This window comes from Paenibacillus sp. J22R56 (genome assembly GCF_056269375.1).
Map to the genome: position 1 here is coordinate 656,939 of NZ_JBWDNV010000001.1, position 25,877 is coordinate 682,815.

The 25,877-nt window shown below is 48.1% G+C and carries 21 protein-coding genes and 1 pseudogene; 2 read left to right on the plus strand and 20 right to left on the minus strand.

The genetic code is table 11. The annotated features are described in order from the left end of the window. Positions 1 to 19 precede the first annotated feature (19 nt). The 7 genes from AC0YNT_RS02895 to AC0YNT_RS02925 all read right to left on the minus strand — a co-directional run bounded on the left by AC0YNT_RS02895 (position 20) and on the right by AC0YNT_RS02925 (position 9,218). On the minus strand, positions 20 to 1,771 hold the full coding sequence (locus AC0YNT_RS02895; protein WP_475803240.1) for a glycoside hydrolase family 2 protein: 1,752 nt from the start codon (positions 1,769 to 1,771) through the stop codon (positions 20 to 22). A gap of 70 nt (positions 1,772 to 1,841) precedes the next feature. Then, entirely contained in the window at positions 1,842 to 4,283 is a 2,442-nt protein-coding gene (locus AC0YNT_RS02900) for a glycoside hydrolase family 43 protein (protein ID WP_475803241.1), read from the minus strand. 4 nt (positions 4,284 to 4,287) lie between these two features. Further along, positions 4,288 to 5,127 carry a carbohydrate ABC transporter permease gene (locus AC0YNT_RS02905; protein ID WP_167279411.1) on the minus strand — a complete coding sequence of 280 codons (840 nt, stop codon included), beginning with the start codon at positions 5,125 to 5,127 and terminating at the stop codon, positions 4,288 to 4,290. A gap of 14 nt (positions 5,128 to 5,141) precedes the next feature. Then, complete coding sequence (locus tag AC0YNT_RS02910) at positions 5,142 to 6,035, minus strand: carbohydrate ABC transporter permease (protein ID WP_167279410.1); 894 nt, start codon at positions 6,033 to 6,035, stop codon at positions 5,142 to 5,144. Positions 6,036 to 6,121: 86 nt separating this feature from the next. Then, the gene (locus AC0YNT_RS02915; protein ID WP_475803242.1) at positions 6,122 to 7,534 is read right to left on the minus strand and encodes an ABC transporter substrate-binding protein; all 1,413 of its coding nucleotides are present in this window, start codon (positions 7,532 to 7,534) and stop codon (positions 6,122 to 6,124) included. Positions 7,535 to 7,832: 298 nt separating this feature from the next. Continuing rightward, entirely contained in the window at positions 7,833 to 8,756 is a 924-nt protein-coding gene (locus tag AC0YNT_RS02920) for an ArsR/SmtB family transcription factor (RefSeq protein ID WP_167279408.1), read from the minus strand. Positions 8,757 to 8,969: 213 nt separating this feature from the next. Then, a complete protein-coding gene (locus AC0YNT_RS02925) occupies positions 8,970 to 9,218 on the minus strand; it encodes a substrate-binding domain-containing protein (protein WP_475803243.1) in 249 nt (82 codons plus the stop codon). Here AC0YNT_RS02925 and AC0YNT_RS02930 point away from each other — a divergent pair. Further along, a pseudogene (locus tag AC0YNT_RS02930) lies at positions 9,184 to 9,513 on the plus strand (glycoside hydrolase family 130 protein); the annotation flags it as partial. The gene AC0YNT_RS02925 and the pseudogene AC0YNT_RS02930 overlap by 35 nt on opposite strands. A gap of 303 nt (positions 9,514 to 9,816) precedes the next feature. On the opposite strand, the gene AC0YNT_RS02935 reads toward AC0YNT_RS02930, so the two are convergent. The 3 genes from AC0YNT_RS02935 to AC0YNT_RS02945 all read right to left on the minus strand — a co-directional run bounded on the left by AC0YNT_RS02935 (position 9,817) and on the right by AC0YNT_RS02945 (position 13,573). Continuing rightward, positions 9,817 to 10,335 carry a hypothetical protein gene (locus AC0YNT_RS02935; protein WP_475803244.1) on the minus strand — a complete coding sequence of 173 codons (519 nt, stop codon included), beginning with the start codon at positions 10,333 to 10,335 and terminating at the stop codon, positions 9,817 to 9,819. Between the two features lie 347 nt (positions 10,336 to 10,682). Beyond that, the gene (locus AC0YNT_RS02940) at positions 10,683 to 11,675 is read right to left on the minus strand and encodes an aldose epimerase family protein (RefSeq protein ID WP_475803245.1); all 993 of its coding nucleotides are present in this window, start codon (positions 11,673 to 11,675) and stop codon (positions 10,683 to 10,685) included. 5 nt (positions 11,676 to 11,680) lie between these two features. After that, entirely contained in the window at positions 11,681 to 13,573 is a 1,893-nt protein-coding gene (locus tag AC0YNT_RS02945) for a beta-L-arabinofuranosidase domain-containing protein (RefSeq protein ID WP_475803246.1), read from the minus strand. Between the two features lie 185 nt (positions 13,574 to 13,758). On the opposite strand from AC0YNT_RS02945, the gene AC0YNT_RS02950 reads away from it, so the two are divergent. After that, positions 13,759 to 14,631 (plus strand): helix-turn-helix transcriptional regulator, encoded by an 873-nt coding sequence (locus tag AC0YNT_RS02950; RefSeq protein WP_475803247.1) that lies wholly within the window; start codon positions 13,759 to 13,761, stop codon positions 14,629 to 14,631. On the opposite strand, the gene AC0YNT_RS02955 is transcribed toward AC0YNT_RS02950, so the two are convergent. The 10 genes from AC0YNT_RS02955 to AC0YNT_RS03000 all read right to left on the minus strand — a co-directional run bounded on the left by AC0YNT_RS02955 (position 14,624) and on the right by AC0YNT_RS03000 (position 25,734). Further along, on the minus strand, positions 14,624 to 15,688 hold the full coding sequence (locus AC0YNT_RS02955) for a glycoside hydrolase family 76 protein (RefSeq protein ID WP_475803248.1): 1,065 nt from the start codon (positions 15,686 to 15,688) through the stop codon (positions 14,624 to 14,626). The two genes, AC0YNT_RS02950 and AC0YNT_RS02955, sit on opposite strands and share 8 nt — an antisense overlap. Beyond that, positions 15,688 to 16,752 (minus strand): glycoside hydrolase family 76 protein, encoded by a 1,065-nt coding sequence (locus tag AC0YNT_RS02960; RefSeq protein WP_475803249.1) that lies wholly within the window; start codon positions 16,750 to 16,752, stop codon positions 15,688 to 15,690. Before AC0YNT_RS02960 ends, AC0YNT_RS02955 begins: the two co-directional genes overlap by 1 nt. A 27-nt stretch (positions 16,753 to 16,779) precedes the next feature. After that, positions 16,780 to 17,934: a glycoside hydrolase family 76 protein gene (locus AC0YNT_RS02965; protein WP_475803250.1), complete on the minus strand. Its 1,155-nt coding sequence runs from the start codon at positions 17,932 to 17,934 to the stop codon at positions 16,780 to 16,782. A gap of 14 nt (positions 17,935 to 17,948) precedes the next feature. Continuing rightward, on the minus strand, positions 17,949 to 18,872 hold the full coding sequence (locus AC0YNT_RS02970) for a carbohydrate ABC transporter permease (RefSeq protein WP_243865371.1): 924 nt from the start codon (positions 18,870 to 18,872) through the stop codon (positions 17,949 to 17,951). 12 nt (positions 18,873 to 18,884) lie between these two features. After that, positions 18,885 to 19,772 (minus strand): carbohydrate ABC transporter permease, encoded by an 888-nt coding sequence (locus AC0YNT_RS02975; RefSeq protein WP_475803251.1) that lies wholly within the window; start codon positions 19,770 to 19,772, stop codon positions 18,885 to 18,887. An 84-nt stretch (positions 19,773 to 19,856) separates the two neighbouring features. Further along, positions 19,857 to 21,170, minus strand: a complete 1,314-nt coding sequence (locus tag AC0YNT_RS02980) for an ABC transporter substrate-binding protein (protein ID WP_208420425.1) — start codon at positions 21,168 to 21,170, stop codon at positions 19,857 to 19,859. Between the two features lie 123 nt (positions 21,171 to 21,293). After that, positions 21,294 to 22,589, minus strand: a complete 1,296-nt coding sequence (locus tag AC0YNT_RS02985) for a glycoside hydrolase family 125 protein (protein ID WP_475803252.1) — start codon at positions 22,587 to 22,589, stop codon at positions 21,294 to 21,296. Between the two features lie 266 nt (positions 22,590 to 22,855). Further along, on the minus strand, positions 22,856 to 24,007 hold the full coding sequence (locus tag AC0YNT_RS02990; protein ID WP_475803253.1) for a GntR family transcriptional regulator: 1,152 nt from the start codon (positions 24,005 to 24,007) through the stop codon (positions 22,856 to 22,858). Positions 24,008 to 24,135: 128 nt separating this feature from the next. Further along, the gene (locus AC0YNT_RS02995; protein WP_475803254.1) at positions 24,136 to 24,825 is read right to left on the minus strand and encodes an SDR family oxidoreductase; all 690 of its coding nucleotides are present in this window, start codon (positions 24,823 to 24,825) and stop codon (positions 24,136 to 24,138) included. A gap of 24 nt (positions 24,826 to 24,849) precedes the next feature. Next, complete coding sequence (locus AC0YNT_RS03000) at positions 24,850 to 25,734, minus strand: family 43 glycosylhydrolase (protein ID WP_475803255.1); 885 nt, start codon at positions 25,732 to 25,734, stop codon at positions 24,850 to 24,852. Between the last annotated feature and the right edge of the window lie 143 nt (positions 25,735 to 25,877).

A 25,877-nucleotide genomic window follows, 5' to 3' on the forward strand; every position in this document is an offset into this window, starting at 1 on the left:
TTTTGGCTTTTGTATCACACTAGATCATATTAACTTCCCGGATTTTTTCTAGCGGGATCTTTGGTTTGCGATCTGCAGTCAAGAGACCATTAACCTCCTGCTGAACATCGGTTACTTGGGTATAGCAATAGCCTACGATGTAATCCTGGTCCTTAATCGCCTGATGGATATTACGGAACCGATTCAGGAATGCATCATCGGATGCGACCTGATTGCCGTATCCCCAGCCTGCTTCCGTCTGGAAGGCGATACCGCCAAACTCGCTTACGATAACCGGCTGTCCTTTATATTCATACCCATCTGCAAAAGCATATTTCCAGTGGTTGAATGATATCTCATTGTTCAGAAGCTCATCCTTATTGCTGTAACGCTTCTCGAACTCTTCCTTTGTCTCCACATAATCATGGAGCGTTAGAATATCCGATACGGTATGCTCCCAGCCGTCATTCGTAATAACCGGACGGTATGGATCAAAGCTTTTCGTCAGATGATAGATGGCTTCGGTAAACTTCTGCTGCTTCTTGTCCTTCTTAATGTTCATGACACCCCAGGATTCATTAAACGGTACCCAAGTGATGATAGAAGGATGATTGTACTGCTGACGTACAACCTCCATCCACTCATTGGTGAACTTATGAACGGCGTTGTCATTAAATTCAAAGGTCGCAGCCATCTCTGACCAAACAAGCAGGCCTTTAACATCACACCAGTACAGGAAGCGTGCGTCTTCTACCTTCATATGCTTACGGACACCGTTGTAGCCCATCGCTATAATGAGATCAATATCCTCTATCAGCGCTTCCTCCGATGGAGGCGTCAGATGGCTTTCCGGCCAATAGCCCTGATCCAGAATAAGACGCTGATACAAAGGCGCATTATTAAGCAAAATACGTCCTTTATCGATTGAAATCTTTCTCATGCCAAAGTACGAATAGACGTGGTCCAGCTTGGTGTCATCCTTGTACAATATAAATTCAACATCGTACAAATTCGGATGCTGCGGCGACCAATGGCTATGCATCCAAGGTCCGTTCATTTCATGAACCAGATCGGCATCCAGCTGCAGCCAAGGGCGGTCGATGCTTAGGCTCATCCGCTTTACTGGCTTGCCCTTCAGGCTGATGATCGTCTCAAGACGAATGTCAGACTGCGAGAAGTCACCTTCTACCTGATATTCAAAACGAACCGTACGAGAATCAATATCCGGCGTCATCTTAACGGAGTCTACACGGACGGGCGCTACAAATTCCATCCATACCGACTGCCAGATTCCCGTTGTCTGTACATAAAAGCATTCAAAGTTATCCTTCACCCAGCGCTGCTTGCCGCGTGGCTGTGTAGCATCCATGCTGTCTTCTACTTTTACCGTGAGCTGATTCGCTCCTCCAACTGTGATATACGGCGTAATATCAAAGGAAAATGCCGCATAGCCGCCTTGATGGGAGCCAACGTAGGAGCCGTTAATCCATATTTTCGCGATGTAGTCAACGGCCTGGAAATGCAGCAGCACTCTTGAGCCTTCCACATCTGCCGGAATATCTAAGGTACGGTTGTACCAAACATAAGGATGATGACTTTCGTCACCAATCCCGCTAGCCTGTGTTTCGTAAGTAAATGGTACATTGATTTTCAAATCACCAGTGAATGCAGTGGGCAACTCGCCGGTATTCGCGTCATCAAAGGCAAAATTCCATTCCCCGTTTAGATCAACCCATTGCTCGCGAACGAATTGCGGCCGTGGGTAATTTTTGATATACATTTTTGTTGTCATACAGCTTCTCTGCTCCCTGTCACGCTTTTATATTGCTGCGTTGTATTTATGAAATTATTTATGAAAAAATTTAATTATCAGATGTTACTGTCATATTGCTGAACAGCCAGCCTGACGAGCTTGTTCTTAGACCTACCCTGCCATGCAGAAATGCGTTCCGGTCCGTCCATTCCAGCAGCGGCTCCTTCTGCTTACCGTCATACACGCTGATCTTGGCGCCGTCCAGTTTGATTCTAAGTGCTCTGGCTTTGCCGTTCGTAAGCTCCAGCACACCCGAAGTCAGCTCCTGATTCACTTCATAGCTGATTTTTCGCAGGATGATTCTGCCGTTACGCAGAGCCAGCTCATAACCGATGAAAGAATCAGCTACCTGATCACGGAATGAAGATTCCATCGTTGTCCGCAGCAGGATCGAAGCTTCACCTTCCGCTGTATCAGTTTGTGTAACCTCGACACCAACCTCCATGTCCGTCCAGCGGGTATCTCCGCCGAAGATCATGGCATTATTGCCGTCCAGCAGCAGTCCAGTCGTCCCGTTATCTTCCTGCCAATCTCCAAAGGTTGAATCTAGGCCAAAGCTGACCTCCTGCTTCCCTTTGGATATAGCTGCTTCACTCGTTTCTATGAACCGGATGTTTGGACTCCCTTTCCCGTTCGTGACGGTCAGCCACTGCAGTCCTTGCTTTAATGAGAATTGACCAAGCGGAACCTTCATCCATTCTGAAGAGTCATCCTCCGTTACGAATGCCTCCGCCTTCAGCTTCACAGACCGTTTCACACCACCCGCCTCGACCTCAAGTGTCGAGCCAACTGAAGCATCGGATACCATCGCTGCGATGGTATAGTCACCATCCGCGCGTACATTTACTGGGAAGGAAAGCTCAGCATCATGGCCAGTGAGCTCAGCCGAATAGCTGCCGTCTGGTGTACCTTCTTGATGAATCGTAATACCTTCCTCACCAATCGATGTTGCATGAACTGCCTCCATCGTACCTGGCACTTGCTTAATCGCTTTATTGTCGCTGCTGCCGCCCGCTTCATTGGCGAATGCTGTGTAATGAAGCTCCGGCGTAAGTCCGCCTTTCCAGGCATAACCGATCCGTCCAGCTTTCGCCGTCAGTTGCTTATTGTCGATAAGCAATAATCCGTCCCAATACACTATCGTACCTTTCTGATCTGCTTCTACCCGAACCGTATGCAGCTTGGCAAAGTCCATGCCTTCAGGTAATGCTGCCTGCTGCAGCACCTCATCTGCTGCTGTATCCCGTAAGGCAATCGATTGGCTGCCTGGATCAATGCGAACACTGCGGTAATTGTCTTCATCGGTATAGGAGAAGATCGTTTCTAATTCACCAGCTGCCATTGAAGCCTGCCCTTTGTCCAAGACTACGTTGTACTCCGCAGTAAACCGGTCTTCCGTCGACGTCTTGGTCAACCAAGCTGCATCTGCTCCGGAAACTTTCACCGATTCCCACTGCTCTGTCTCCGGATTATCGCCAAGCGAATCCCGAAAGGCCGGAAGCGCTGGAGCTGGAGCAGGCATGCCATGCGTGGGACCAACCACCGACATTTTATCGCCGTTGAACGTCAGCCGATCCATATTGAGCTTTCTGACTGGCGGCCCTTCAGCCGATTTGCCTGCCAAATTGTGATAAACGATGTAATAAGAGTCCATATCAGGGCCAAGTACAGTCGCACTGTGGCCAAGTCCGTTAAAATCTTTTTCTGTTGAAATAATAATAGGATTATTGTCAGGTATCATATAAAGGCCGTTTGGCGACTCATGTCCCACCGCGTAGTTCACACGGTAACCCTTGGAGAATACATGGTTGCCGGTATAAGTCATAAAATAAGTACCGTTTCGCTTAATAATCATCGAGCCTTCCGTCCAATGCCCAAGGGAAGTATTCAGCTTGTCACCCGCATCCATCGTATAAGGGTCACTCATACTGCTGGCCATAATCCCACCGGATTCCGCATGGGTAAAATACCATTTGGCATCATCATCGATGAAGACGGAGCCGTCTATGGTCAGGCCGAGATTCTCAGTCTCCACAGTGAATGGTCCTGTTGGACTGTCGCTGCGCAGTACATAATGCCCTTTCCCCGCAGGTGAGGTGTACATATAGAAGGAGCCGTTCCAATAGACTACCTCTGGTGCATAAGCACCTTCAGTGAGAGGATCTTCCGTTACCAGCCCTTCATAGCTCCAATTGACCAAGTCATCGGAGCTCCAGGCTTTTATGCCAACCCGCCAATCTTTGGTGCTGCAGTACAGATAATATTTGCCGTTGTACCGGAGCACATAAGGATCACCAATACCGTAATCCTCCCATTCCTGGTCGAGTGTCATGGGATTCTGATAGGAGCGGTCCATGGTTACGGTCTCTCTAACCTTCACTTGATCTTGATCCTGCTTCTGCGTCATCATCCATATCCCCCCTCCTCCTGCTGCCAGTACAACCGCGATGCTAATGCCGATCAAGGATCGTTTCATTTGCGATGCGCTCATGTAATTACCCCTTAATGCCGCTGATTGCCATCGATTCAATAAAGTAGCGCTGCGCCATAAAGAACACGATAACAACCGGCACAAGAGCAACAACCGATGCCGCCATCAGAGACGGGTAGTTCGAGGTGGAGATATAGTTGGACTGCATGCTTGCGATAAGCACCTGAATCGTTTGACGCTCTGGCGTATGCAAGTAAATAAGCGGACCCATAAAGTCATTCCAGATACCCATAAAACCAAGTGCTGCCTGCGCGGCAATTGCGGGCTTCGCGATTGGCAGCGCAACCGTTGTAAAGGTACGGAAATATCCGCAGCCGTCGATTTTGGCCGCATCAATCAGATCGTTTGGGATAGCCCCCTGCATAAACTGCCGGAAGAAGAAGATCGTTACGATATTACCGAATAAGCCCGGTACGATCAGAGGGGCAAGCGTATCGACCCAGCCCAGCTCGGAGAAGCCGATATACTGCGGAATCATAACGACTGAATACGGGATCATCATTGTTCCGAGCAGAGCCATAAAGATCCATTCCTTGAATGGAAATTCAAACTTGGAGAACGCATATGCGGCCATTGCTGCCACAAACAAGCCGACAGTCAGTACGCATACTACGACGATGGCACTGTTCATAAACCCATATAAGAGAGGTGCCTTCGACCAAACATCCTTATAGTTGAGCCAAGTTGACGGATTAGGAATCCATTGCGGCGGAACATCAAACACGTGCTTCTGTGTTTTAAGCGAAGTCGATACTGTCCATGCAAGAGGGCCCAGCATAATAACGGATCCCGCAAGCAGCAGCACGAAAATAATTGTATCTATAAGACGGCGTTGATTGGCCATAGCGTAGGGGCCTCCTAATCCTGATACACCCACCGCTTGGACAAGCGGAATTGTACCAAAGTAATGATAAATATAAGGATGCCAAGCACCCAGGCTACCGAGCTTGCATAACCCATGTTGAAATATTTGAACGCTTCTTGGAAAATGTAATAAACAATTGTCGCACCGCTGTATTCAGGACCTCCATCAGCAGCCAGTATGTACATCTGACTAAACGATTGGAAGGTACCGATAATACCCATAACAACAACGTAGAAATGAATCGGCGACAAAAGTGGAAGCGTAATATGCTTGAATTGATGCCAACGGGTAGCCCCGTCAACTTCTGCTGCCTCGTAATAGGTAGAAGAAATACCCTGGAGACCGGCTAGATACAGCACCATTGTGCCGCCTACACCGCCCCATAATCCCATAATAATGAAGGATGGTTTTACCCAATTCGGATCGCCCAGCCAGTTCGGCCCCTGTGTTCCGAATATTTTCCAAATAAACTCGTTAACCAGACCGTAATCATAGTTCAGCATCCACTGCCACAAGAGTGAAACGGCAATAATAGGTGAGATGACTGGGATATAATAGATCGTCCTGAAAATCGAGATCCCTGAAAGCTTGCGGTTCATCATGATAGCAAGAATCATCGAAATAACCATGCCAACCGGGATGCCAAGAAGCAGGAAGAACGTGTTGTACAATGACTTATAGAACTTCTCGTCATTAAACATATAGTTGAAATTATCAGCCCCGACAAACTTCGATGGCGTCAGCATATCCCAGGACATAAAGCTAAGCCCAAACGAAGTGAGCAGCGGTGCCAGCCCAAAGATCAGAAACCCGAGCACGGGCGGCATAACGAATATAAGAGACCAGATCATTTCTTTGCGCCGGTATCCGACTTTTGTATTCTTCATTATTAATCCTCCCTGGCCGAAGGTGAGAAGGGCAAAGACGATGAATGATCATCTTTGCCCCACTGCCTCAGCAAGTTCAACCTGCTTTACTTATTGCTTTCGTCGTACAGCTTTTGAAGCTTCGGCTGCTCAGCTTTCACAAATTCAGCTGCGCTTTGCTTGCCGTTCCAGACAACGCTTGCATCCTGCCAGAACGTATCAAGCCATTTCGTGTTTTTCGAGCTGTTCTCGATTGGAGGACGGCCGTAATCGGAAATAATATCAAGGAATACTTGGCGGCTCTCTGGTTTTTTGTCCATTTGCAGGAACTCGCCTTTTGCCATATCCATCAAGTTTGGTACCGCTTGACCAAGCTCATAGTTTTGTTTTTGTGATTCTTGATCAAGGCTGAGGTAAGCAGCAAGGCGGAATGCATCGTCAGGGAACTCTGTTTTGTCCGATACAACAAAACCAAGCGATCCAAGCCATGTTGCTGTTTTACCTGTGTTCGGGCTAGCTGGCCATGCTGCGATATCCCAGTTGAATGGCAGATCCCAGAAGCCTGGCTGATCCCATGGTCCCATTGGGAACATCGCGATTTTACCAGCTACGAAACGTGCATAGCCATTTTGCGCTTTTTCGTCATCCGGGGAAGGACTTACTTTATTAACAAGACTAAGGTCAGCGACAAATTGCATTGCTTGTGCAAATTCAGGAGTGTCGATAGTGATTGTTCCTTTGCCGTCTGTCCAGTCGCCGCCATTTGCCCATACAGCAGATTCAGTGGAGTAACCAGCAACACCAAAGGTATCAATTTTACCGCGATCATTAGCAACGGTCAGTTTCTTCGCATCAGCAATCATATCGTCCCAAGTGTACTCGCCTGCTTTGGCACTTGGATAAGGAAGACCTGCTTTGTCGAACAAATCTTTGTTATAAGCAAACGACCATGGACCAACGTCTTTCGGCAAGCCATAAATATCGCCTTGGCCTGTTGTTGTGCCGTCATAACGATAACGGTCCAGCGCCGCCGGCCATACATTGGTTTGATCAACCAGGCTGCTAGAATCCAGCATCGTCTGCAGGTTTTTCAGAACGCCGCTGCTTACGAGCTTGTTAAAGTTCGCGCCGCCTGCATAGAATACATCCGGCGTTTTCTTCGCTGCAATCAACGTATCAAGCTTTTGATAGTATTCTCCTGGTGGAACAACCGTGTACTTCACCTTTTTGTTCGGGTACTTCTTCATATAAGCATCGATCAGCTTTTGGAATACAGCCTTCTCCGTATCGCCGCCCCAGCCCATAAATTCGATACTGGACTTCGCATCAGCACCGCCATCCGTAGCTGCGTTTGTTGCACCCGTATTCGCAGAATCCTGCTCTGCTGCTGCATTGCTGTTGTTTTTACTGTTGTTCGTGTTTTCCTTGCTGCCACCGTTATTGGAACTGCAGCCTGCCAGCACGATAATGAGGCAAAGCATTGCGGCCATCCATACTTTACCGTTTTTCCAAGTCGCCATTTGTTACTTCCCCCTTCATAATGAATGAACGATTCCCCGTAACCCCTAACCCCTAAACAGATAAGTTTTGATCCGTATGTACAATCCGATCGGCCCCCGCTAGCGTTCCTTAAAACAGGCTCGATTAAACCGACATATTTTTTAATTTGTTACAACTTATTTGTTTATAAACAAAATATACAATTGCTCAATCATAATGTCAACGCTTTCTTTCAATAAATCTGTATCATTCAACAAAAAAGTTCCAGATGCCTGTGTTCCCACAAAACATCTGAAACAATTGGACAATCTATCCCATTTATTCGTATTGCATTCGCATGATGATGCCCTGCGCATAATCGCCAAATGATTTACCAAACAAATTCATACCACCTTGATGTTTAGCGTCCTGCTTCAAACCAATACGGAAAGTGATATATGGCTTCTGATCCAGATTCAAATCACGGAGTGTGGTCAAAGAGCTTTTATCGTTGTCGACCGTACTGCGGCTTTCGTCCACTGCCCATGTCTTAAGCAGACCATGCTGGGTGCTGGAATCATTCCACCATGGCGGATTCAGCTTGCCCCGATGATCTCCGAAATCGCCCGGCGAAATCCAGGAGCCTACCTCTACATCATTCACCCAGACTGTAATTTCAGAAGGCCAGTCATTATTATAGTTCGGCGCTTCCGAGCATAATTCGAGCGAGAACTCGATTGACTTTACCTTCGCACCTGCCGGAACCTTCTTCGGAAACCGGTATTCGATCCAGCCCTTGCGGAACCAGATAATCTCTGCTGTCCGGCTGTCCGGATGATAGAAGTTATCCGGCTCGTCCTCCGTAAACAGCATACCTGTCGTATTTGCCATTCCGCAGGTCGGTAGGATATCAAAGTTAATGAAATGGCCAATCGGCATTTCGACTTCAACGGCTTTGCTCGTATTCTGGTAAAAGGCAATTGGATTAAGTATCATGCGCACATCATCGAAATTACGGCTGCAAACTTTCATCGCTCCGCGTGAAGCCGGCTGCAGTTCGGTTAAGATCAGCTCCGCTTCCTCAAGCACCTTCACATTGGTCGCCGCTGTGGAGACCGGAATATGAAGTGCTTCGGCAATTTCGATAATGTTTAAATTCGGTTTGGCGAGCAGCAGCTTTATGATGCCGATTCTTGTATGTGTACTGAGAGCATGCGCGACCTTTACGAGACGATCGGGCTCGTCTATCGTTAATTCTAACAACGCAAAGTCCCTTCTTCCTCTTATCTGATAACTTTCTTACAATAAGATTAGCGCGATCTGCCTGATTTGTCCAGTTTAATTGTAACAAAATATAATTTATTTTTTGTTACAGATTTATTGGATGATAAAATAAAAATCAGCCGCGTTTGTCTGGCTTGGGGTGTTAGCCAATTCAAACGCGGCATGTTCGCACAAAAACATCCGTTCATTAAGTTAAGCACGCGGGGCCGAAGTTGATTCACGTTCAATAAGTGTTGTCGGCAGCAGCAGCTCCATATGTGGTGCATCCGGCTGCTTCATCCGCCAGAAGAGCTGCCGGATAGCCGTTTTCCCGAATAACCCAAGGTCTACACCCATTGTGGTTGTTTTTGGTGTGGCTAGTGTGGAAAGCTGTCCATTATCAAAGCTTACAATAGAAATATCAGTCGGAATCTTGGGCTGCGGGGCTGTACCGTTCCGCACTGAAAAAGGCTGGCTCGAGTAATACCACGGCGCATCGCTGGATCACCGCTACTGCATGGGCGCTCTGCTGCTGGATCTGAACGACCCGTCCAAAGTCATCGCCCGCTCCAATCAACCAATCATGGAGCCGGAAACCGACTATGAGAAGAACGGATTTTTCGGAGACGTTGTGTTCTCCTGCGGCGCATTAGTCGAGGGCGATGTCGTGAAGATGTATTATGGCGTAGCCGATACGTCCATGGCTTGCGCTGAGCTTAGTGTGAAGGAAATTTTGGACAGCTTGACTTACGTATAGGATGACTTATTTGCTCCGCCAAGGCCTTCAACAACTAGCCAGGATAGAGCTATGCTGGATTATATCCAGTATAATTCATTGCAAATGAGCGACAGATTAAGCTGCGATGGATTTAATACAGTAGAATTAGCTCTATTTGAATGATATAACCTTTTACCGTGAAATCTACTGGATGAAATCCAATGTAGCTGTTAATCTTTTTAGCTAGAGCCTGCTCCTGCTGGAGAGAATCCAACGTAAAAAGCCTGACATAGAATGAGGGTTGTCCCGTAAATCATCTTTATGACTTATGGACAGCCCTTTTTATTTTTCATATGGAGCTTTTAGTTGTTTTAGCTCTTCGGCTACTTGTTTCGCCTCTTCTATAGTACTAGCAGGAGAGCTGACAACCAGTTCAGATACGCCATCATAGCTTTCTGAAGTTATAAGCTTATAAATCACAGGGTCTGTTACCTCAAAGGATAATCTTAAACTTTTATGATCAAAAAATCCCTGACCTACAGAAGTTCGTGTTGCGCCTTCGTAAAATCTTAAACTGAATCCGTTCGTGATCATAACATTTTCGAGCTTGATATTGTCTCCTAACGTTAGTGTACCCATGAAACTATAGTTCCGCTTATCATAATGCCCATCCATAGTAAACCTAGTCTCTTGATTAAATTTATTACCGTATATAATTGCAGGACTATCCATGTGTATTTTCTGATAGGGATCCGTGCAGCCTGTCATAGAGAGTGCGGTAAAAAGTGATATGAACAATATAGTAAAAAGGCTTCTCAGCAAAACCACTTCCTTTTTCTCGTTAGTATTGTAGATCAGCACTCCATTCACACCTTCCGTCCCGCTAACGAATCGTCAGATTCTTATTTATCAAAAACTAGTAGCTTTACAATTATAACGAATCCTCACAGTGTTATTTGGATGTTTGGAGGCAAAATTGAGCGGTTTAAAGGACAATAGCGATATGAGAATTCGTTACAGATTCAACCGCCTCTAGTTCGGGCAAATAGCGTTATGAGGATTCATTAGCGCATCTAGTACTTAACATAATAACGCATCACCCTCCTATTAAGTTCCATTTATAGTTGATATACAACAAGATGGCTGTACGAAAAAAGACTGTCCCATAAGCCAACGGCTTATGGGACAGTCCACTTCGATATATAAGACTAGCCTTTGATCACATAAAGTCTGCTGGATTCTTCAAAGATCTCCCCAGGAGCTAGGCTCAGGAGGCCGATCTCATCTGCAGGCAGATCCACATTAGGAGCGTTCACCAGATTGATCTGTGGTTCCGGACAGAAGAAGCCTTCTGTTGCGTTATTGTTCCAGATCATCCACTGCTTGTAGGAGGTTCCTACATCATAGACAAGCTTGATATTCGCCTTGGTATCCGTAAGCTCCATCCGGTTACGTCCGTTCTGCGAGCGAGACGTGTAATGATTATCCATTGCTTCGAAGAATGGATACACGCCTTCGCCTTGCATTTGGAGCTCTTCTTCCTTCAGCGGCTGATATTCCTTTGTAGGAAGCATCCGCTCATCCAGTTCCCAGCGCTCGCCGATTGTCATATGAATGCGGTAATCCTGAGCTTGTCCTCCCGGCACGAATGGTGCATTCACCGAGGTATGGAAAGCAAGAAGGCATGGCATATCCGATTGCCCATCATTGCGGACCGTAACCTGCTGAAGCAGACCGTTCTCGCTTAATGAGTAACGAAGCTGGATCGTGTAGTTGAACGGGAAGCTTTCATAAGAAGGATGCTGCTCATCCACTTGAACGGATACAACAACGTAGCTTTCTGTTTTCGTAGAACCATAGTCATCTACCTGCCATGGTGTTTGATAGAGAAAACCATGCAGATGATTGCCCGTTGCAGGCTCATTTACAGCGAACTGAAGCGTCTTCCCAGCCCAAGGGAATTTGCCGTCCTCATAACGATTCGGTGGGAAAAGCACAGGAATACCATGGATCATCGGCCTTGCCTTGAAGCTCTCCATCTCCTCCATTGTTGGCTCATGCAGAAAACGGTGCTCCGCTTCTACATCCCGGAATGCGATCAGATTACCGCCAATCTCCGGAAGCAGCGCCGCTTCATATCGTCCTGAACGCAGCCAGATCGCACGTTCGCCATTAAACAATCCTTCATTCGCTTGATTCATCGTCTTCACCCTTCTCCTCTGCTGTTCATTCTAAATGTCTTCCGTTCACCAATCAGCGGGAATTCCCCAATTCGAAGCTTGGCTCCGCCATAAGGTACAAGCTCGAGATCTACTACTGGCTGATCATCTGTTGCTGGAGCAAGCGGTGGAGTTCCCGCGTTATTGCCTTCCATCCGCCAATCTGGCACCAGCTTGCCTTGCGCCTCCAGCTTAATAGGAGAATCCACAGCCAAGAATGGCTGATAAGGCAGGTCTCCTTTATTCACGACAACCTTAAATTCGGTATCCGCAAGCAAGCCGTATTTCCATGGCGAAGCCGGGTACAGCTCGTAGTCATGGAATCGCTCGCGCTTCCGCAACAGCTGCCAGTTCTCCTCCAGAGGAAGCGCATAAACGAGAGGGCCACGTTCCACGCTCACGGCAAATAGATTACGTGATACCGTTTTCGCTTCCATCGGCAGTGTGAGCTCCACACGATCACCAATGCGCCATTCGCGGTCAATTGTAGCATATCCTTGCTTAATGGCAACCGTAATTTCTTCTCCGTTCACCATAATAGTCGGGGAACTGCACCATCCCGGAATTCGCAGCTGCATAGAGAAGTTCGCCAAACGGTCCAGTTGGATATCGATTCTAACCCGCTCCCGGAAAGGATACTCTCCAGATACACGAAGCTCAGCTTTTACATCTCCGGCAACTGTTGCACGTACGAGACAAGGAGCGTATGACACCGCTGCCAGTCCACCTTCATTGTCCTGCATCCATAGATGCGAGACCAGCTTTGGCCAGCCTTGATGCATATTTGCTGTGCAGCAGCCGAAATTCGGCTCTAGACCAAACACATTGGCATAAGGACCGTTGCTCCAGGCGCGTGGTGCAACATTACAAATAATCTGATTCACCTGCTGATCGTATTGATGGGAAGTCCAGTCCGCCGAAATAGCGGCAGGCAGCGCGTTAAAGGCCACCTTTTCCAGCACATCCGCAAACTTGCCGTCTCCGGAAATCCGTGCCAGCTGCTCAAGCGTGTACATATATTCAACAACCGCACATAATTCAACACCTTGGCTTGGGTCTGTTCCCGACAGCCATTCATCGCCAGAGAACATACCATGCGCTTGCCCGTGGTAGGTCATCAGACTTTCAATCCCGCGGTACACTGCTTCCAGCTCATGGCTGTCCTCCGTCAGTTCATAGAGGACTCCGGGAGTTTTGAGCCCCATGGCCACATTCACCACATGTGTTCTCCAATCCCACTGTTCTACCTTCCGCCAGAACGGAAAATCATAAAAAATATCGGTCCAATCCGTTGTCTGTTCCTTCACAATAGAAGCGAGCTTCAGCAGCTCTTCTTGCTTAGTCCGCTTATACAGCCAGACTAGGCAGAGCAGCAACTCCGCTCCACGGGCTTTCGCCCATCCACGCAAAGGGTGCTCTTCGATCTGTCCGGACACATAATCCGTGAATTTCGTCAGGAAAGGAATGACCCGGGAATCACTAGTCGCTTCTTCATACTGCATCATCACCTTGAGCATGATCATGTAGTGCCACCAGTCCTGCTCCTTGTCTATATCGTTATTTACAGTCTCAATCCGTGCCGGCCCGAACATACCATTCTCCTGCTGACTGTTCAGTGCCCACTCGACCCAGCGGCCTGCCTTAGCGATCAGCTTCTCGTCGTTTAATATATAGGCAAGCGGCAGTAATCCGTCCAAATAATACGGACCACGCTCCCAGCTTTCACCGTTTCCACCAATCCAGCCGTTATCAGGACCTACATCTGCCCAATGCTCCTCCAGATGCCCCGTTAATCCATCTGCCTGAATCCGAAGCTGGTTGTACAGCCACCCTTCCGCCTGAATACTGCCAAGCGGCAGAGCCTCAAATGCACTCTTCATCGCTAGATTCCCTCCCTTTCTGTTGCAACTCCTTCGAATATACCACTAGAGCCGTCTGCCGATGGATAGACAATCGCAACTACTATTTATCCGATTACAACATAATAGGGAGAATCCGCTTATTTACGAATCTCTTGTATTTACTTATACTGGAACCATAATTCCGCGATATGAGGAGAACAATAATGTTTCATTTTGAATGTCCGCCTATGCCCCACTTTATCCAAATTGGCCAAGATACCTACAGCATCGGCAGAAAACATCCCGACCGCAGCAGCATTGGTGTATTTGACCTCTTGTTTGTGACAAGCGGCTGTCTGTATCTGGCTGAAGGCGAGCATGAGCTCACCCTGCCAGCCGGACACTTCGGCATCCTTCGCCCGGATTTGGAGCATCGCACCGTCTCCCCTTGTAGGGAAGAAACGCATTTCTATTGGCTGCACTTCCAGACAACCGGACAATGGCAACACGATTCCTATGAAAAAGAGCCCTTGCCGCCTGAGCAAGAGCATCTGTATTCCCCTATCGAATACTTCTCCTTCTATTTGCCGCAGTCAGGCTCTGTACAAAGCCTTGGACTCACGGAAGAGCAATTCCGCGAGCTCCTTCAGCTGTATCAGAATCCCTCCGGCAATTCCCGCTGGCAGGAGCAGCAGCAATTCCATGCTATTCTGCTCCGGCTTCAGGAGGATAGTAAGGAAGAAGCGGCACAAAGCTCTCATCTTCAGCTTGCGGAGGAAGCCGCCCTCTACTTGCGTAAAGTTTACCGCGACCCGCTCAGCTATAAGCGGATGGCAGAGGAGCTGCATTTTCATCCGAATTATATCGCCTTATGTATGAAAAGAACGTTTGGCTGCACACCACTCGATTATGTGACCCAATTCCGGATCGAACAAGCGAAGCGGCTGCTTATTCATACGAATGAGCCTGTTGGAACTATTGCGGAGGAGACTGGCTTTGGTTCCTTCCCGTATTTCGTCCGTTGTTTTCACAAGCGTACCGGCAAGACCCCAAAGCAGTTCCGAATGCAGTACCGACAGCACTCATCTTCTACTTAGGATCCAGGAAGCCCGTTCTTTCCAGCTCCGCCATCGCTTCAAACAGCATCACGCCACTAAGCTGACCGCTGAGCTGGACCTCTGGTTCCGGCTCTCCTGCCCAGGATAAACTGAACAATCCGGCCTCAGAACGCCCGCGCTCCCATAAGGAAATTGCATTATGTTGGATCAAATTGATCCATGGCAGCGATAAATCTGGCTGAATGTGAATGAGATTAACGAGATAACGGATAAGGATCCCTTTGAACAGACCACAATCATCATTACCTTCACGCGGCAGCATTCCCGTGTCTGGGTCTACAAGCTCCTGTACAGTAGCTGCTGCAGTTCTCTGTGCATCAACTAGATAGCTTTCATCTCCCGTACAGTTGAACAGCTCGATGCCCGCGCCAATAAAGACACCTTGGCAATACGTATACTTCCAGTCGTAATCGATCTGGCCATCGCCCAGACGGTTCATGCCGTCCCAGACAAAGCCAGTCTCCGGATCAACAAGACGTTCCTTGTTAAATTGATAGATGCGCTGTGCCCACTCCAAATCTTCTTCCCGGCGGTCCATTTGGTAGATTCGTGCAGCCAGAATAGAAGCAGGAGCATTCGCAGGCGTATTCTTGTAATCCAGCTGATCCTTCTTCCAGGCCATGCCGCCGCCCATATTGTCGTTCCAGGCTGTCTTAATATCTTCCCAAAGCTCAAGTACGCCTTCCTTATAGAACGACTTACCTGTCTTATGATAAGCACGCAGCAGCGCCAGTGCCATCCATTCCATATCATCATAGTAGTTATGCAGCAGCGTATCGCCGTTCCACTTCTTTGCACCGCGGAACGCCCGCTCCAACAGCACTTCATCCTCACTTGCGTCTGTGCGCTCAAGAGCATCGACCAGCACATCCACAACATGCGCATGCCACCAATAAATCCAAGGATCATTGCACTTGCCGCCAACTGGAATCACCTGCTCCATCACACCACGAGCTTCGTTCCAGAACAAACGCTTGAAGTCTTCCTGAGAGATTGCCGCGCGTTGTGCCCATTCAACCTTAACTTGTACGGTCATTACTTGCGTGCCTCCTCTGTCTGTTCCGTGTTGATCAAGCCGCGCCGCTCCAACGTTGCCAGCTGCTCCAGCAGCATAATGCCGCTAAGCTGCGTGCTGAGCGTGACGCATTCCTCAGGTGGAATGGCCCAAGAGGTGCTGAACACTTTGCGCGAAGCATCGACCCCATTTTGCCATAGCGTCTGCCCTTGCTGCTCTAGTAAAGCTCCAAGCTCCTCCCGATCCGCAGATACGGCAGCAAGCTCTCCCAAATAACGGACGAGTATCCCCTTAAACAAACCGCCGTCTCCATTACCTTCATCAGGCCATAACCCGTCACTGAGCAGTTCATTACGAGCTGCCTGTGCCGTACGTTCAGCATCCTGCAAATAATTAGCGTCACCTGTAATCCGGTACAATTCTACGCCTGCGCCAATAAAGACACCTTGGCAGTACGTGAATTTCCAGTCTTTATCGATCGAGCCATCTCCGGTACGGTTCATGCCATCCCAGACAAAGCCGGTCTCCGGATCAACAAGCTTAGCCTTCAGCCAGTTATAAATGTTATTTGCCCAGGCCAGATCTTCTTCTCTGCCGAACGCCTGGTACAGCCGTGCTGCCAGAATAGCAGCTGGTGCATTCGCAGGAGTATTTTTATAATCTAGCTGCGACTTCTGCCAAGCAATTCCTCCATCCACATGATCATTCCATCCGGTCTGGATATCGTCCCACAATAGGAGGGTCGCTGCCTTATACTTCTCTACTCCGGTTGCCTGATAAGCCCTGAGCCAAGCAATCGCCATCCATTCCATATCGTCATACAGCTCATTTGGCCAAGCGCCGTCGTTACGCTGCAGGATCCCTTCGTAAAAAGCAGCCAGCCGCTCTCGATAGGCTGCGCTGCCCGTCCGGTTAAGACCATCTGCCAAGGCGTCTACGGCATGCGCCATCCACCAATAATGAAAGATCGTATTACAAGCACCATCCGGGCATGGGATCTCGATGTCATACATGTTAATCGAAGGATTCCAATATAATTGCTCCAATGCCTGCTGCGCTTCTTCCGCCCGTGCTGCCCACATCATAGTTCTCACTCTCCTATATCTACTGCCCTAATGTAATTGTCCGTTTTTCTCCAATACAGCCATCTGTTCGAGCAGCATAATGCCGCTTAATTCCGTGCTTAACTGCACCACGGCGTCCGGCGTCTGTACCCATGAATTGCTGAATACCGCTTTATCCTCCGCTTTACCGTATTGCCATAAGCTGTCTGCGTTTGTCTCAAGCATACCAATGAGCTCCTTCTGCTCCGGACCATCCGGATCAGCAGCAATCAGCTCTCCTACATAGCGAACTAATACACCCTTAAACAAGCCTCCGTCCCCTTCACCTTCCGAAGGAAGCATACCGGTTGCAGGAGATAGGAATATGTCCTTCAGATTAGCCGCCGTTTGGCGTGCATCCTCCAGATAAGCCTTATCTTCTGTCGCGCGGTATAGCTCTACGCCGGCTCCGATGTACACTCCTTGGCCGTACGTGAATTGCCAGTCCTTATCGATATTGCCATCACCAGTCCGGTTAATGCCGTCCCATACGAGCCCGGTATCCGGATCAACGAGCGTTTGCTTTTGCCAGTTGTAAATCTTCTTAGCCCAGTCCAGATCTTCCTCGTTCTGAAAATGTTCATAGAGACGTGCAGCCAAAATCGCAGCTGGCGCATTCGCCGGCGTATTCTTATAATCGATTTGCTCTTTGCGCCATGCGATACCGCCGCCTATTTCCTCGTTCCAGCCGCCTTTAATTTCTTCCCACAGTTCAAGCGATGCCTGCTTATACCGCTCATCTTTAGTCGCATCATAGGCTCTTAGCCAGGCGAGTGCCATCCATTCCATATCATCGTAATAATCGTTTATCATAACGCCGGCGTTACGGTCGAGCAGTCCCTGATAAAGCTTAGCGATCTGCTCGGTATACCGTTCATCACCAGTACGTTCGTAGCCGTCTGTTAGTACATCAACAGCATGAGCCAGCCACCAGTAATTGAACGGATCGGTACACAGCTGCGCAATACATGGTGCTGCATTACTAAACAGTCCACGTTTCTCGTCCCAGAACGATCCCGAGAGTTCAAGCTGTGCTTCTTCCGCCCGTTCCTGCCATACAGCGGAGGCTGCCGCTGGTTCATTGTTACCCGCGAGCTGCCAGACTAAAGCTGCTACAAGAATGAGCAGCACGGCCACGCTGGCTATTATCTTCTTTTGTTTCAACTGGATTCCCCCGCTTACCCTTTTGTTCCCGTAAACGCAATGCCTTGTACGAAGTACTTCTGAAGCAGGAGGAACAAGACGAGAATAGGTAAAATCGCTATGAGTGCCCCGGCCATCATTGGTCCAAAGTCGGTCTGATGGTTAAACGAGAACGCCTGCAGTCCCATCTGTATCGTTGCTTTCGCCGGATCATTCAGAATGATCATTGGCCACAGGAAGTTATTCCAGCCTCCTTGGAAGGTGAAGATTGAGAGCGTTGCAAGTGCCGGCTTCGTTAGCGGCAGGTAGATGTTCCAGAAAATACGAAACTCTCCAGCGCCTTCGATCCGTGCCATCTCCATCATGTCAGAAGGCAAGGTCAGGAAGAACTGCCGCATGAAGAACACCGCGAAAGAACCCGATGCACCTGGCAGAATAATCCCCCAGAAGGAGTTCAGGAAGCCATTGCCTCCAGCGCCAAGCAAGTCATTTCCGCCAATAAGTGGGAAATGCTTCAATACATAGAAGCTTGGAATCATCGTAACGATGCCCGGAATCATCATCGCTGCGAGCAGGATACGGAACATTGGCTTATTCAGCTTGAAGTTCAGCTTTGCAAAGGCGTAACCGCTGATGGAACCAAAGAACAGATTACACAGCACGCCAGCTGATGCCAGGATAAATGAGTTGGCGAAATACCCCGCAAACGGCACCGTTGTAAACGCTGATTTATAGTGCTCTAAAGTAAGAGTGGAAGGAATCCACTTAATCGGCACCGAGAAAATTTCATTACTTGGTTTGAATGATGTAATCAGACTCCAGAAAAAAGGTAAAAACATTGCTACCGCTATCGCCACAGTGACGACATAGAACAAAACTGTCGCCAACACCTTTTTTAAGGCGTAAGAAGGCGGCTTTGGTGCGCGTACTGCAACAGATTTAACAACAGGCTGTACCATGTGCTTGCCCCCTTACACGATTGGCTCTTCGGATTTATTAATGCGCATGTTAATGAATGAGAAGATCAGAATGGCAACTGCCAGCACAAAGGCTTGAGCCGAAGCATAGCCCATCTTAAGCTGGTTGAAGCCTTGATTATAAATCAGGTATACCGGTGTTTTAGTCACGTTGCCCGGACCACCTTGTGTCAGAACAAATGCCTGGTCGAACATCTGAAGTGCCCCGATAATCGCCATCGTGCTGACAAGGAAGGTTGTTGGTCTAAGCTGCGGCCAAGTAATATAGCGGAAGCGATTAAAAGCAGTCGCGCCGTCAAGTTTTGCGGACTCATACAAATAGTCTGGTACACCTTGCAGGCCAGCGATATAGATAACCATGTTAGAGCCAACTGACTGCCATAAGGTCACCATAATAATAGATAACATTGCTGTCTCAGTCTGAGCGAGCCAAGCCGGACCTGTAATACCGACATAACCAAGGAGATTATTAACTAAGCCAAACTCCGGGTGAAGCAGCCAGATCCATACGGTTGCCGCTGCAACGGAAGAGGTCAGTGTCGGTAGATAGTTCATTGTACGGAACAGCTTAACGCCAAACCGTTTGAAGTTAAGAAGCATGGCAAGCAGTAAGGAAATAATGATGTTGAGCGGTACGAAGATTACGGCATAGAAGAATACATTTTTGAACGTTGTCCAATACAAATCGTCATCCAGCATCTTCTTGTAGTTGTCGAATTTAACGAACTCCATCCGGCTGACCACATCATAATTCGTAAAACTTAAATAGAGCGCCATGACGACCGGTATAATGGTAAAAGCGATAAACAGCAGCATCGTTGGTGTAACGAACAGATAGGCCATGCGGGCCTGATGTTTGTTCAGCTTGCCCATTGAAGACATCAGCACTCCTCCTTTCCTTGTGAGAAAGGATAAAGGGAGGTCTCCCTCCCTTTATCTCTTCCTTATAGCTTTACAGAAGCGGTATTATTTCACGTCTACGTTGTCAGCGAGCTGCTGATCTCCCCGCTCTTGTGCTTTCTTCAGTGTATCCTCTGCTTTTTGCTTCTTCTGCTGGAACAACTCCAGATTCGGAATAAGTGCTTCCGTCTCCATTACGGAGTAGCCAGGGTGAGATGGACGAACTTTTGCGAATTCAAGCGTGTCAAGGAATGGCTTATAGAGCGGATCATCTTGGAAGAACGGATCTTCCAGCGCCGGTTTGTAGCCAGGGATGTTAAGACTTGTTTTTGCCCACAACAGTGCATTGTCTTTGTTAGCCGTCCACCATTTGATGAACTCCCATGCTTCTGCCTGATGCTTCGAAGCTTCTGGAATTACAAGGCCAAAGCCGCCCATCACGCCGCCCTTGTCACCATTTGGTCCTGCTGGTGGTGGAACAACCCCGAAGTCCAGATCCTTACCGTATTTCTTGTAAGTGCTGAGCATCCATGGACCGTTATAAGTCATGGCAACCTTGCCAGTTGCGAAGGCATCCGTACCTTCACCAAGCCCTTGCTCAAAGCCAACTTTATACACTTTTTCCTCGTTCAGCATACGATCCCAGAAATTAAGCACCGCTAGGCCTTTTTCATTATTAAAGTTTGTTTTGCCATCATCGGTCAGCATTTGGCCGCCCGCCTGTTGAAGATACATATTAAAGAGGCCATTGTCGCCAAGCGAGAAGCCGGCCACTTCGAGCTTGCTGCCGTTCCACTTGGTTGTCTTGACTGCAGCTTGTTCGAGCTCATCCCATGTCGTAGGAGGCTGCGTTACACCTGCATCGCTCAGAAGCTTTTTGTTATAGAAAAGAGCACGGGCATCAACCGTTAAAGGAAGGCCGTACAGCTTGTCACTATTGGTCAATTCCTTCAGCGCTTCGCCGTAGAAATCATCCTTGTTCAAGCCGTCCTGATTCATGTAATCATCAATTGGATGAAGGACATTTTTTGGTGCATACAGCGGTGTACGCCATCTATCCCAGAGCAGAACGTCAGGTGCGCCGCCGGATGTAGCAGCCGTCAGGAACTTCGTAATCAAGTCCTGCTGCAGCACGTATTTGACATGGATTTTATCCTGCGACTTGTTGAAAGCATCAACCATCGTCTGGAATTGCTTCTGGCCGTCACCAGCCCAGTCACCCCAGAACGTCAGCTCTACTGCCTTGCCGCCTCCAGCATTCCCTGATGCGTTATCTGTTTGCTCGTTCGTACCAGTGTTTGCATTTGTATTGCTGTTACCGTTGCTGCTTGTAGATGTGTTTGCGCAGCCAGCTGTTGCTACAACTGTGACCAAGGCCATTATCGTGATCCATTTTTTCACTTTTCATGCCTCCCTTTTTTAGTAACCCAATGAGTTTCTACTTGAACCTTTTATATTTCGAAGAAAGCCGCCTTAAGGGCAGAACCTTCTATGAAACCGCTTTTATTTTGTTTGCACTTGAATCCCGCAATAATCCAGCAGAAGCTCGCTGAACATCATGTTCGCCCAGGAGAACCAAGGACGGCTGAACTGGTACGGATCATCCACATGGAAGCCTTCATGCATGAAGCCGGTACCGGCTGTTGTTGCCTCCATGAGAGTAAGCAATCTTTCCTTCTCGGAACGATCTTCCGTCGTTAAACCCTGCATCGCCAGCGCAATATGCCAAATGTATTGGTCAGGCGTATGCGGACTGCCGATTCCGGCTGCTGCTTCGCCTGCGAAATAATAAGGATTGCTGCTGCTCAAGATAAAGCTTCGAGTATTGCGGTAGATCGGATCCTCCTGTGAGGTATAGCCGAGATATGGAATCGATAAGAGGCTTGGTACATTCGCATCATCCATAAAATTGTAATGGCCAAGTCCATCTGTTTCATAAGCGTAAATTTTTCCAAATTGCGGATGCTCGGTAATGCCGTAGGTTTGGATGCCTTGATCGATTTCCTCGCCAAGCTTAGCTGCGCGTGCTGCAAGCTCCTCGTCGCCAAGTACTTCTTCAGCAATTTCCTTCAAATATTTCAGCACAACAACCGCGAACATATTCGCTGGAATGAGATAGCCGTATGTACAAGCATCATCGCTTGGGCGGAAGCCGCTCCATGTCATGCCGGTATAGCCAGTCTCTGTTCCTTTCCCCTCACGGAGAAGCGTATCCGTTGGTGCGCAGTTAAAGCGCTGGAACCGGTAAGGAGAAGCGGTCTCGTGATTTTGCTCCGTGGTCCATAGATTCAAGATCGCATCTGCCGCCTGCTTGAACGTCTCATCAAATTGCGAGGTCCGGCCGGTATTTTTCCACAGCAGATAGCTGAGCTGGAGAGGGTAACAAAGCGAATCAATTTCGTATTTGCGTTCCCAGATGGATGGGCCTGTATCTGTCAGGTCATCCTGATGACCTTTCCCCGTTGGTCCGTTGTTGAAGGCATTCGCATACGGATCAATGAGCACCGAGGCCATTTGTCTTCGTACCAGACCTTCGATCAGATCAGCCAGCTCGGCATCCTCAGATGCCAGTACCAGAAACGGACGAAGCTGAGCCGCCGAATCACGAAGCCACATAGCTGGTATATCACCTGTTATAACAAATGTCGTTCCATCTGGCATCCGCTGAATAGTTGTCTGCAGTGTATTGTGGATCGCCTTCTCGAATATTGCGGCCCAATTGGGGTGGTCCGGTAATTTATCCTTTATACGATCCACCAGTTTTGTGAGGGATGCTGGGATTTCTGTCGATTGAGCCATGCTATTCCTTCCTCCTTGTTGCCGTTAATCAACGATTTGTAAAACGCTTTCATTTGATATTGCTATTATATTGGCATGTATATGGTATGTCAATATGTATTTTTTTATATTGTTTATACCAATCTTTTATACTATTTACACAGGACTAATGGCTCATGAAAAAGCCCCATACTTGGAAACTTGAGTTCCCTTCTGCCATACTTCGACAAAACGATTGCAAAGAAAAACAGCCTCCGAATGGAGGCTGTTGGCGCCTTAATCATATCTTATTGTTTAGCCTGACCTGTCGAGTCGCTGATGACAAGCGAAGCATCCAGCAGGATTTTATTTGGCACGGATTGTCCACCCCAAAGCTTGAGCACGTTCTCGAACGCAACACGCCCCATCTCATGCTGGTTCTGACTAAGGTGAGTGAACGGATAACGCCCATTCGTCTCCGGACAGTCAAAGCAGACGATTGAATAGTCCTCAGGTACAGACTTACCCATCTGCCGCACCGCTTGATAAGCAATCTGACCGATATTATATTCGGTCGCAAACAGCGCAGTAATCTGTGGATGATTAATCAGGTGGTCAATAATTTTCTGAATATCCATCTGCTTATTCTCTTCTGTATTATGTTTCGGGAGCGTTGACGTAATATTCTCCATCCAGATCTCACGGTCCACAACAATGCCTTTCTCCGCATGGGCTTGAATAAACCCTTCGATCCGCTCCTCAATCGCGGTTGTATCAACCGGCGGAGGGGTCAGAAAGCCTATATATTTGTGCCCCAGCTCGAATAGATGGTCTGTACCATCCTTCGCTGCGCCTACATTATCTGTTGCAATTGAACTCGCCGAGATGCCTTTCAAATGGCGGTCGACAAGCACAAATGGAAATTGGTTGATGACCAGCTTCAAGATCTCCGCATTAAAATATTCGCCCTGCGCAGGAAAAATAATGAGGCCGTCTACTCCAAGCTCCAGCAGCCCCTTGATCGCTTCCTCTTCAAGAGTCGGATTGCCAAACGTCCGCCGAAGGACCAGATAGCAGTTGTGCTGGCGCGAAGCCTCCTCCATGCCATAGATCAATCCGTTGCCGTAGCTGTCCGCAAAGTCAGTAATGACAAGGCCAATCAGCAGCCTGCCGTCTTCTTTACGCGTCTTTTGAGCCGGAACGCTAGCGACAGCGGAATGCTTCGCTTGCGGCGTTGGCTGATCCGACACGAATGAGCCGCGGCCCGGCTGCCTGACAATATATCCTTCAGTGGCCAGCAGCTCAAGCGCCTTCTTGCTTGTGATCCTGCTGACATTGTATTCGTCACCCAGCTCCTTCTCGGAAGGAACTCGGTCGCCCGGTTCATATTTCTTCTCACGAATGTCTTCGCGGAGTGCTTCAAATATCCGTTCATACATCGGTTTCGATGATTCATTCATCCTGTTCGTTCCCCCGTCTTCCACCTGACAAGTGTTCAATATATATAATAATATATCATGATATATGTTATTTGCCAAGTTGAAATGACATATCAACCTCGGAAGCGAAGATAGAGAAAATGTTGTGGTTAAATTGGCATTTCCTTGCCGGTATAATCCACAAAGTTGAACTTGCCTTGAGGCACAATCCGCCCCTCGATTATATCAAGAATGCCCTTCGAGCTCTGCCGTGGATCAGTAGGAGCCTGCTCCCCGCCCATGTCTGTCTTCATCCATCCCGGATGCACGCTCACCACTTGAATTCCCCGTTCCTTCACAGCGGAAAGCAGCTGTTGAGTGAACATATTTAATGCCGTCTTCGTTATACCGTATGGATAATCGCCTGGATAAGCATTCGTTATACTTCCCGCTTCAGAGGAAATATTCATAATGGCACTGCCTGACTCCGTTACAAGTGGCAGGAAGTGCTTCACAACTCGCATAGGACCAAACAGATTAATATCAAAAGATTGCAGAACCTCATTCATATCAAGCTCTTCGATAGATGTATTCCGCGCTGCTAGAATCGCTGCATTATTAATGATGGCACCAAGCGTCCGATCCTGCTCCTTCAGGGAAGCTGCCAGAGCAGCTAGTCCAGCCTCATCCGTAACATCGAGTTGTACCGTCTCAAGCTGCTCACCATACTGCTCTTGTAAGCCCGCCAGCTTTTGACTTGCCTGTCTTGCTCCTGCTATAACATGATGGCCGCGTTCAAGCGCCTCAACAACCATTTCATAACCAAGTCCCCGATTAGCACCCGTAATTAGTATATTCATTATCCTATTTCCTCCCTTATCTTATTACTCCAGACAGGCATCTACATTAACGATCAGCTTGCCATCGATAAATTCCATCTTGCTAATACATGTCTCTCGAAGTACGGTTGTCTCCGGATCAATCAGCCGGTGGTAGCATAACACCCAGCCATCCTCATAGCGGGCCATTGAAGCGTGACCAGTGCCAAAGAACTTCTCTGACGGTGTTGTCACGCGATTATCCTCAGGTGATTCATAAGGCCCAAAGATATGGCCGCTCCTCGCAAAACAAATTTGATAACGCGGATCCCGTGTATCGTAATTGCTCCAAGTCAGCACATACTCGCCGTCGATTTTTTGCAAATGAGGACCCTCATTATAAATACCGTTATCCGTCATACTTGGATCAGCCCCTTTATTACGATACAGCTGATCGGACAACAATACCGGCTCCGTCTTGAAGGTTACCATATCATCCTCAAGGGGAACGATCCAGCACTTTCCTTGCCCCCATAGCAGATACGGCTGGTTGTCATCATCGATGAATAAATCCGCATCAATACTTTGACATTGATATTGATCCTTCGTAATAAGCGGCCGGCCAAGAATATCCCGGAAAGGGCCAAGTGGAGAATCCGCAACAGCTACGCCAATCTGCGCTTCTGCAGAAAAATACATATAGTACTTGCCATTAAATTTGTTAATGCCAGGCGCCCAAGCTCTCGAGCTGGCCCACTCTACATTATTAAGATCCAGAGCAAGATAAGGGCCATCCCAATTAATCAGATCCTTACTGTGAAAAACATGGAATTTCTCGTACAGCCATCCTTTGCTGTCCTTCGTTGGGTAAAGATAATAGTCATCGCCGTCTTTAAACAGGAACGGATCTGCCCATTCTCCCTTGATTGCCGTTTGTTGATTCGCCATCATATTCCCCTCCATATTTGCACAATCCGAGATATTGAGATCGCTTTCATAAATGACTGTCGCTACCAGTTGTCTGGTATTCGTCCAAGTCCCCTATGTCAATTAATGATAACATCTGGGAGAGATTGTTCAATATAAAACTAGAA

Coding starts and splice junctions, on each gene's coding strand:
- AC0YNT_RS02915 (WP_475803242.1), bottom strand. CDS start 7,534: ATGGCGACTTGGAAAAACGGTAAAGTATGGATGGCCGCAATGCTTTGC.
- AC0YNT_RS02990 (WP_475803253.1), bottom strand. CDS start 24,007: ATGAATGAATCATCGAAACCGATGTATGAACGGATATTTGAAGCACTC.
- AC0YNT_RS02950 (WP_475803247.1), top strand. CDS start 13,759: ATGTTTCATTTTGAATGTCCGCCTATGCCCCACTTTATCCAAATTGGC.
- AC0YNT_RS03000 (WP_475803255.1), bottom strand. CDS start 25,734: ATGATGGCGAATCAACAAACGGCAATCAAGGGAGAATGGGCAGATCCG.
- AC0YNT_RS02955 (WP_475803248.1), bottom strand. CDS start 15,688: ATGACCGTACAAGTTAAGGTTGAATGGGCACAACGCGCGGCAATCTCT.
- AC0YNT_RS02995 (WP_475803254.1), bottom strand. CDS start 24,825: ATGAATATACTAATTACGGGTGCTAATCGGGGACTTGGTTATGAAATG.
- AC0YNT_RS02895 (WP_475803240.1), bottom strand. CDS start 1,771: ATGACAACAAAAATGTATATCAAAAATTACCCACGGCCGCAATTCGTT.
- AC0YNT_RS02980 (WP_208420425.1), bottom strand. CDS start 21,170: ATGGCCTTGGTCACAGTTGTAGCAACAGCTGGCTGCGCAAACACATCT.
- AC0YNT_RS02905 (WP_167279411.1), bottom strand. CDS start 5,127: ATGGCCAATCAACGCCGTCTTATAGATACAATTATTTTCGTGCTGCTG.
- AC0YNT_RS02910 (WP_167279410.1), bottom strand. CDS start 6,035: ATGAAGAATACAAAAGTCGGATACCGGCGCAAAGAAATGATCTGGTCT.
- AC0YNT_RS02900 (WP_475803241.1), bottom strand. CDS start 4,283: ATGAGCGCATCGCAAATGAAACGATCCTTGATCGGCATTAGCATCGCG.
- AC0YNT_RS02985 (WP_475803252.1), bottom strand. CDS start 22,589: ATGGCTCAATCGACAGAAATCCCAGCATCCCTCACAAAACTGGTGGAT.
- AC0YNT_RS02940 (WP_475803245.1), bottom strand. CDS start 11,675: ATGAATCAAGCGAATGAAGGATTGTTTAATGGCGAACGTGCGATCTGG.
- AC0YNT_RS02945 (WP_475803246.1), bottom strand. CDS start 13,573: ATGAAGAGTGCATTTGAGGCTCTGCCGCTTGGCAGTATTCAGGCGGAA.
- AC0YNT_RS02960 (WP_475803249.1), bottom strand. CDS start 16,752: ATGATGTGGGCAGCACGGGCGGAAGAAGCGCAGCAGGCATTGGAGCAA.
- AC0YNT_RS02970 (WP_243865371.1), bottom strand. CDS start 18,872: ATGGTACAGCCTGTTGTTAAATCTGTTGCAGTACGCGCACCAAAGCCG.
- AC0YNT_RS02975 (WP_475803251.1), bottom strand. CDS start 19,772: ATGTCTTCAATGGGCAAGCTGAACAAACATCAGGCCCGCATGGCCTAT.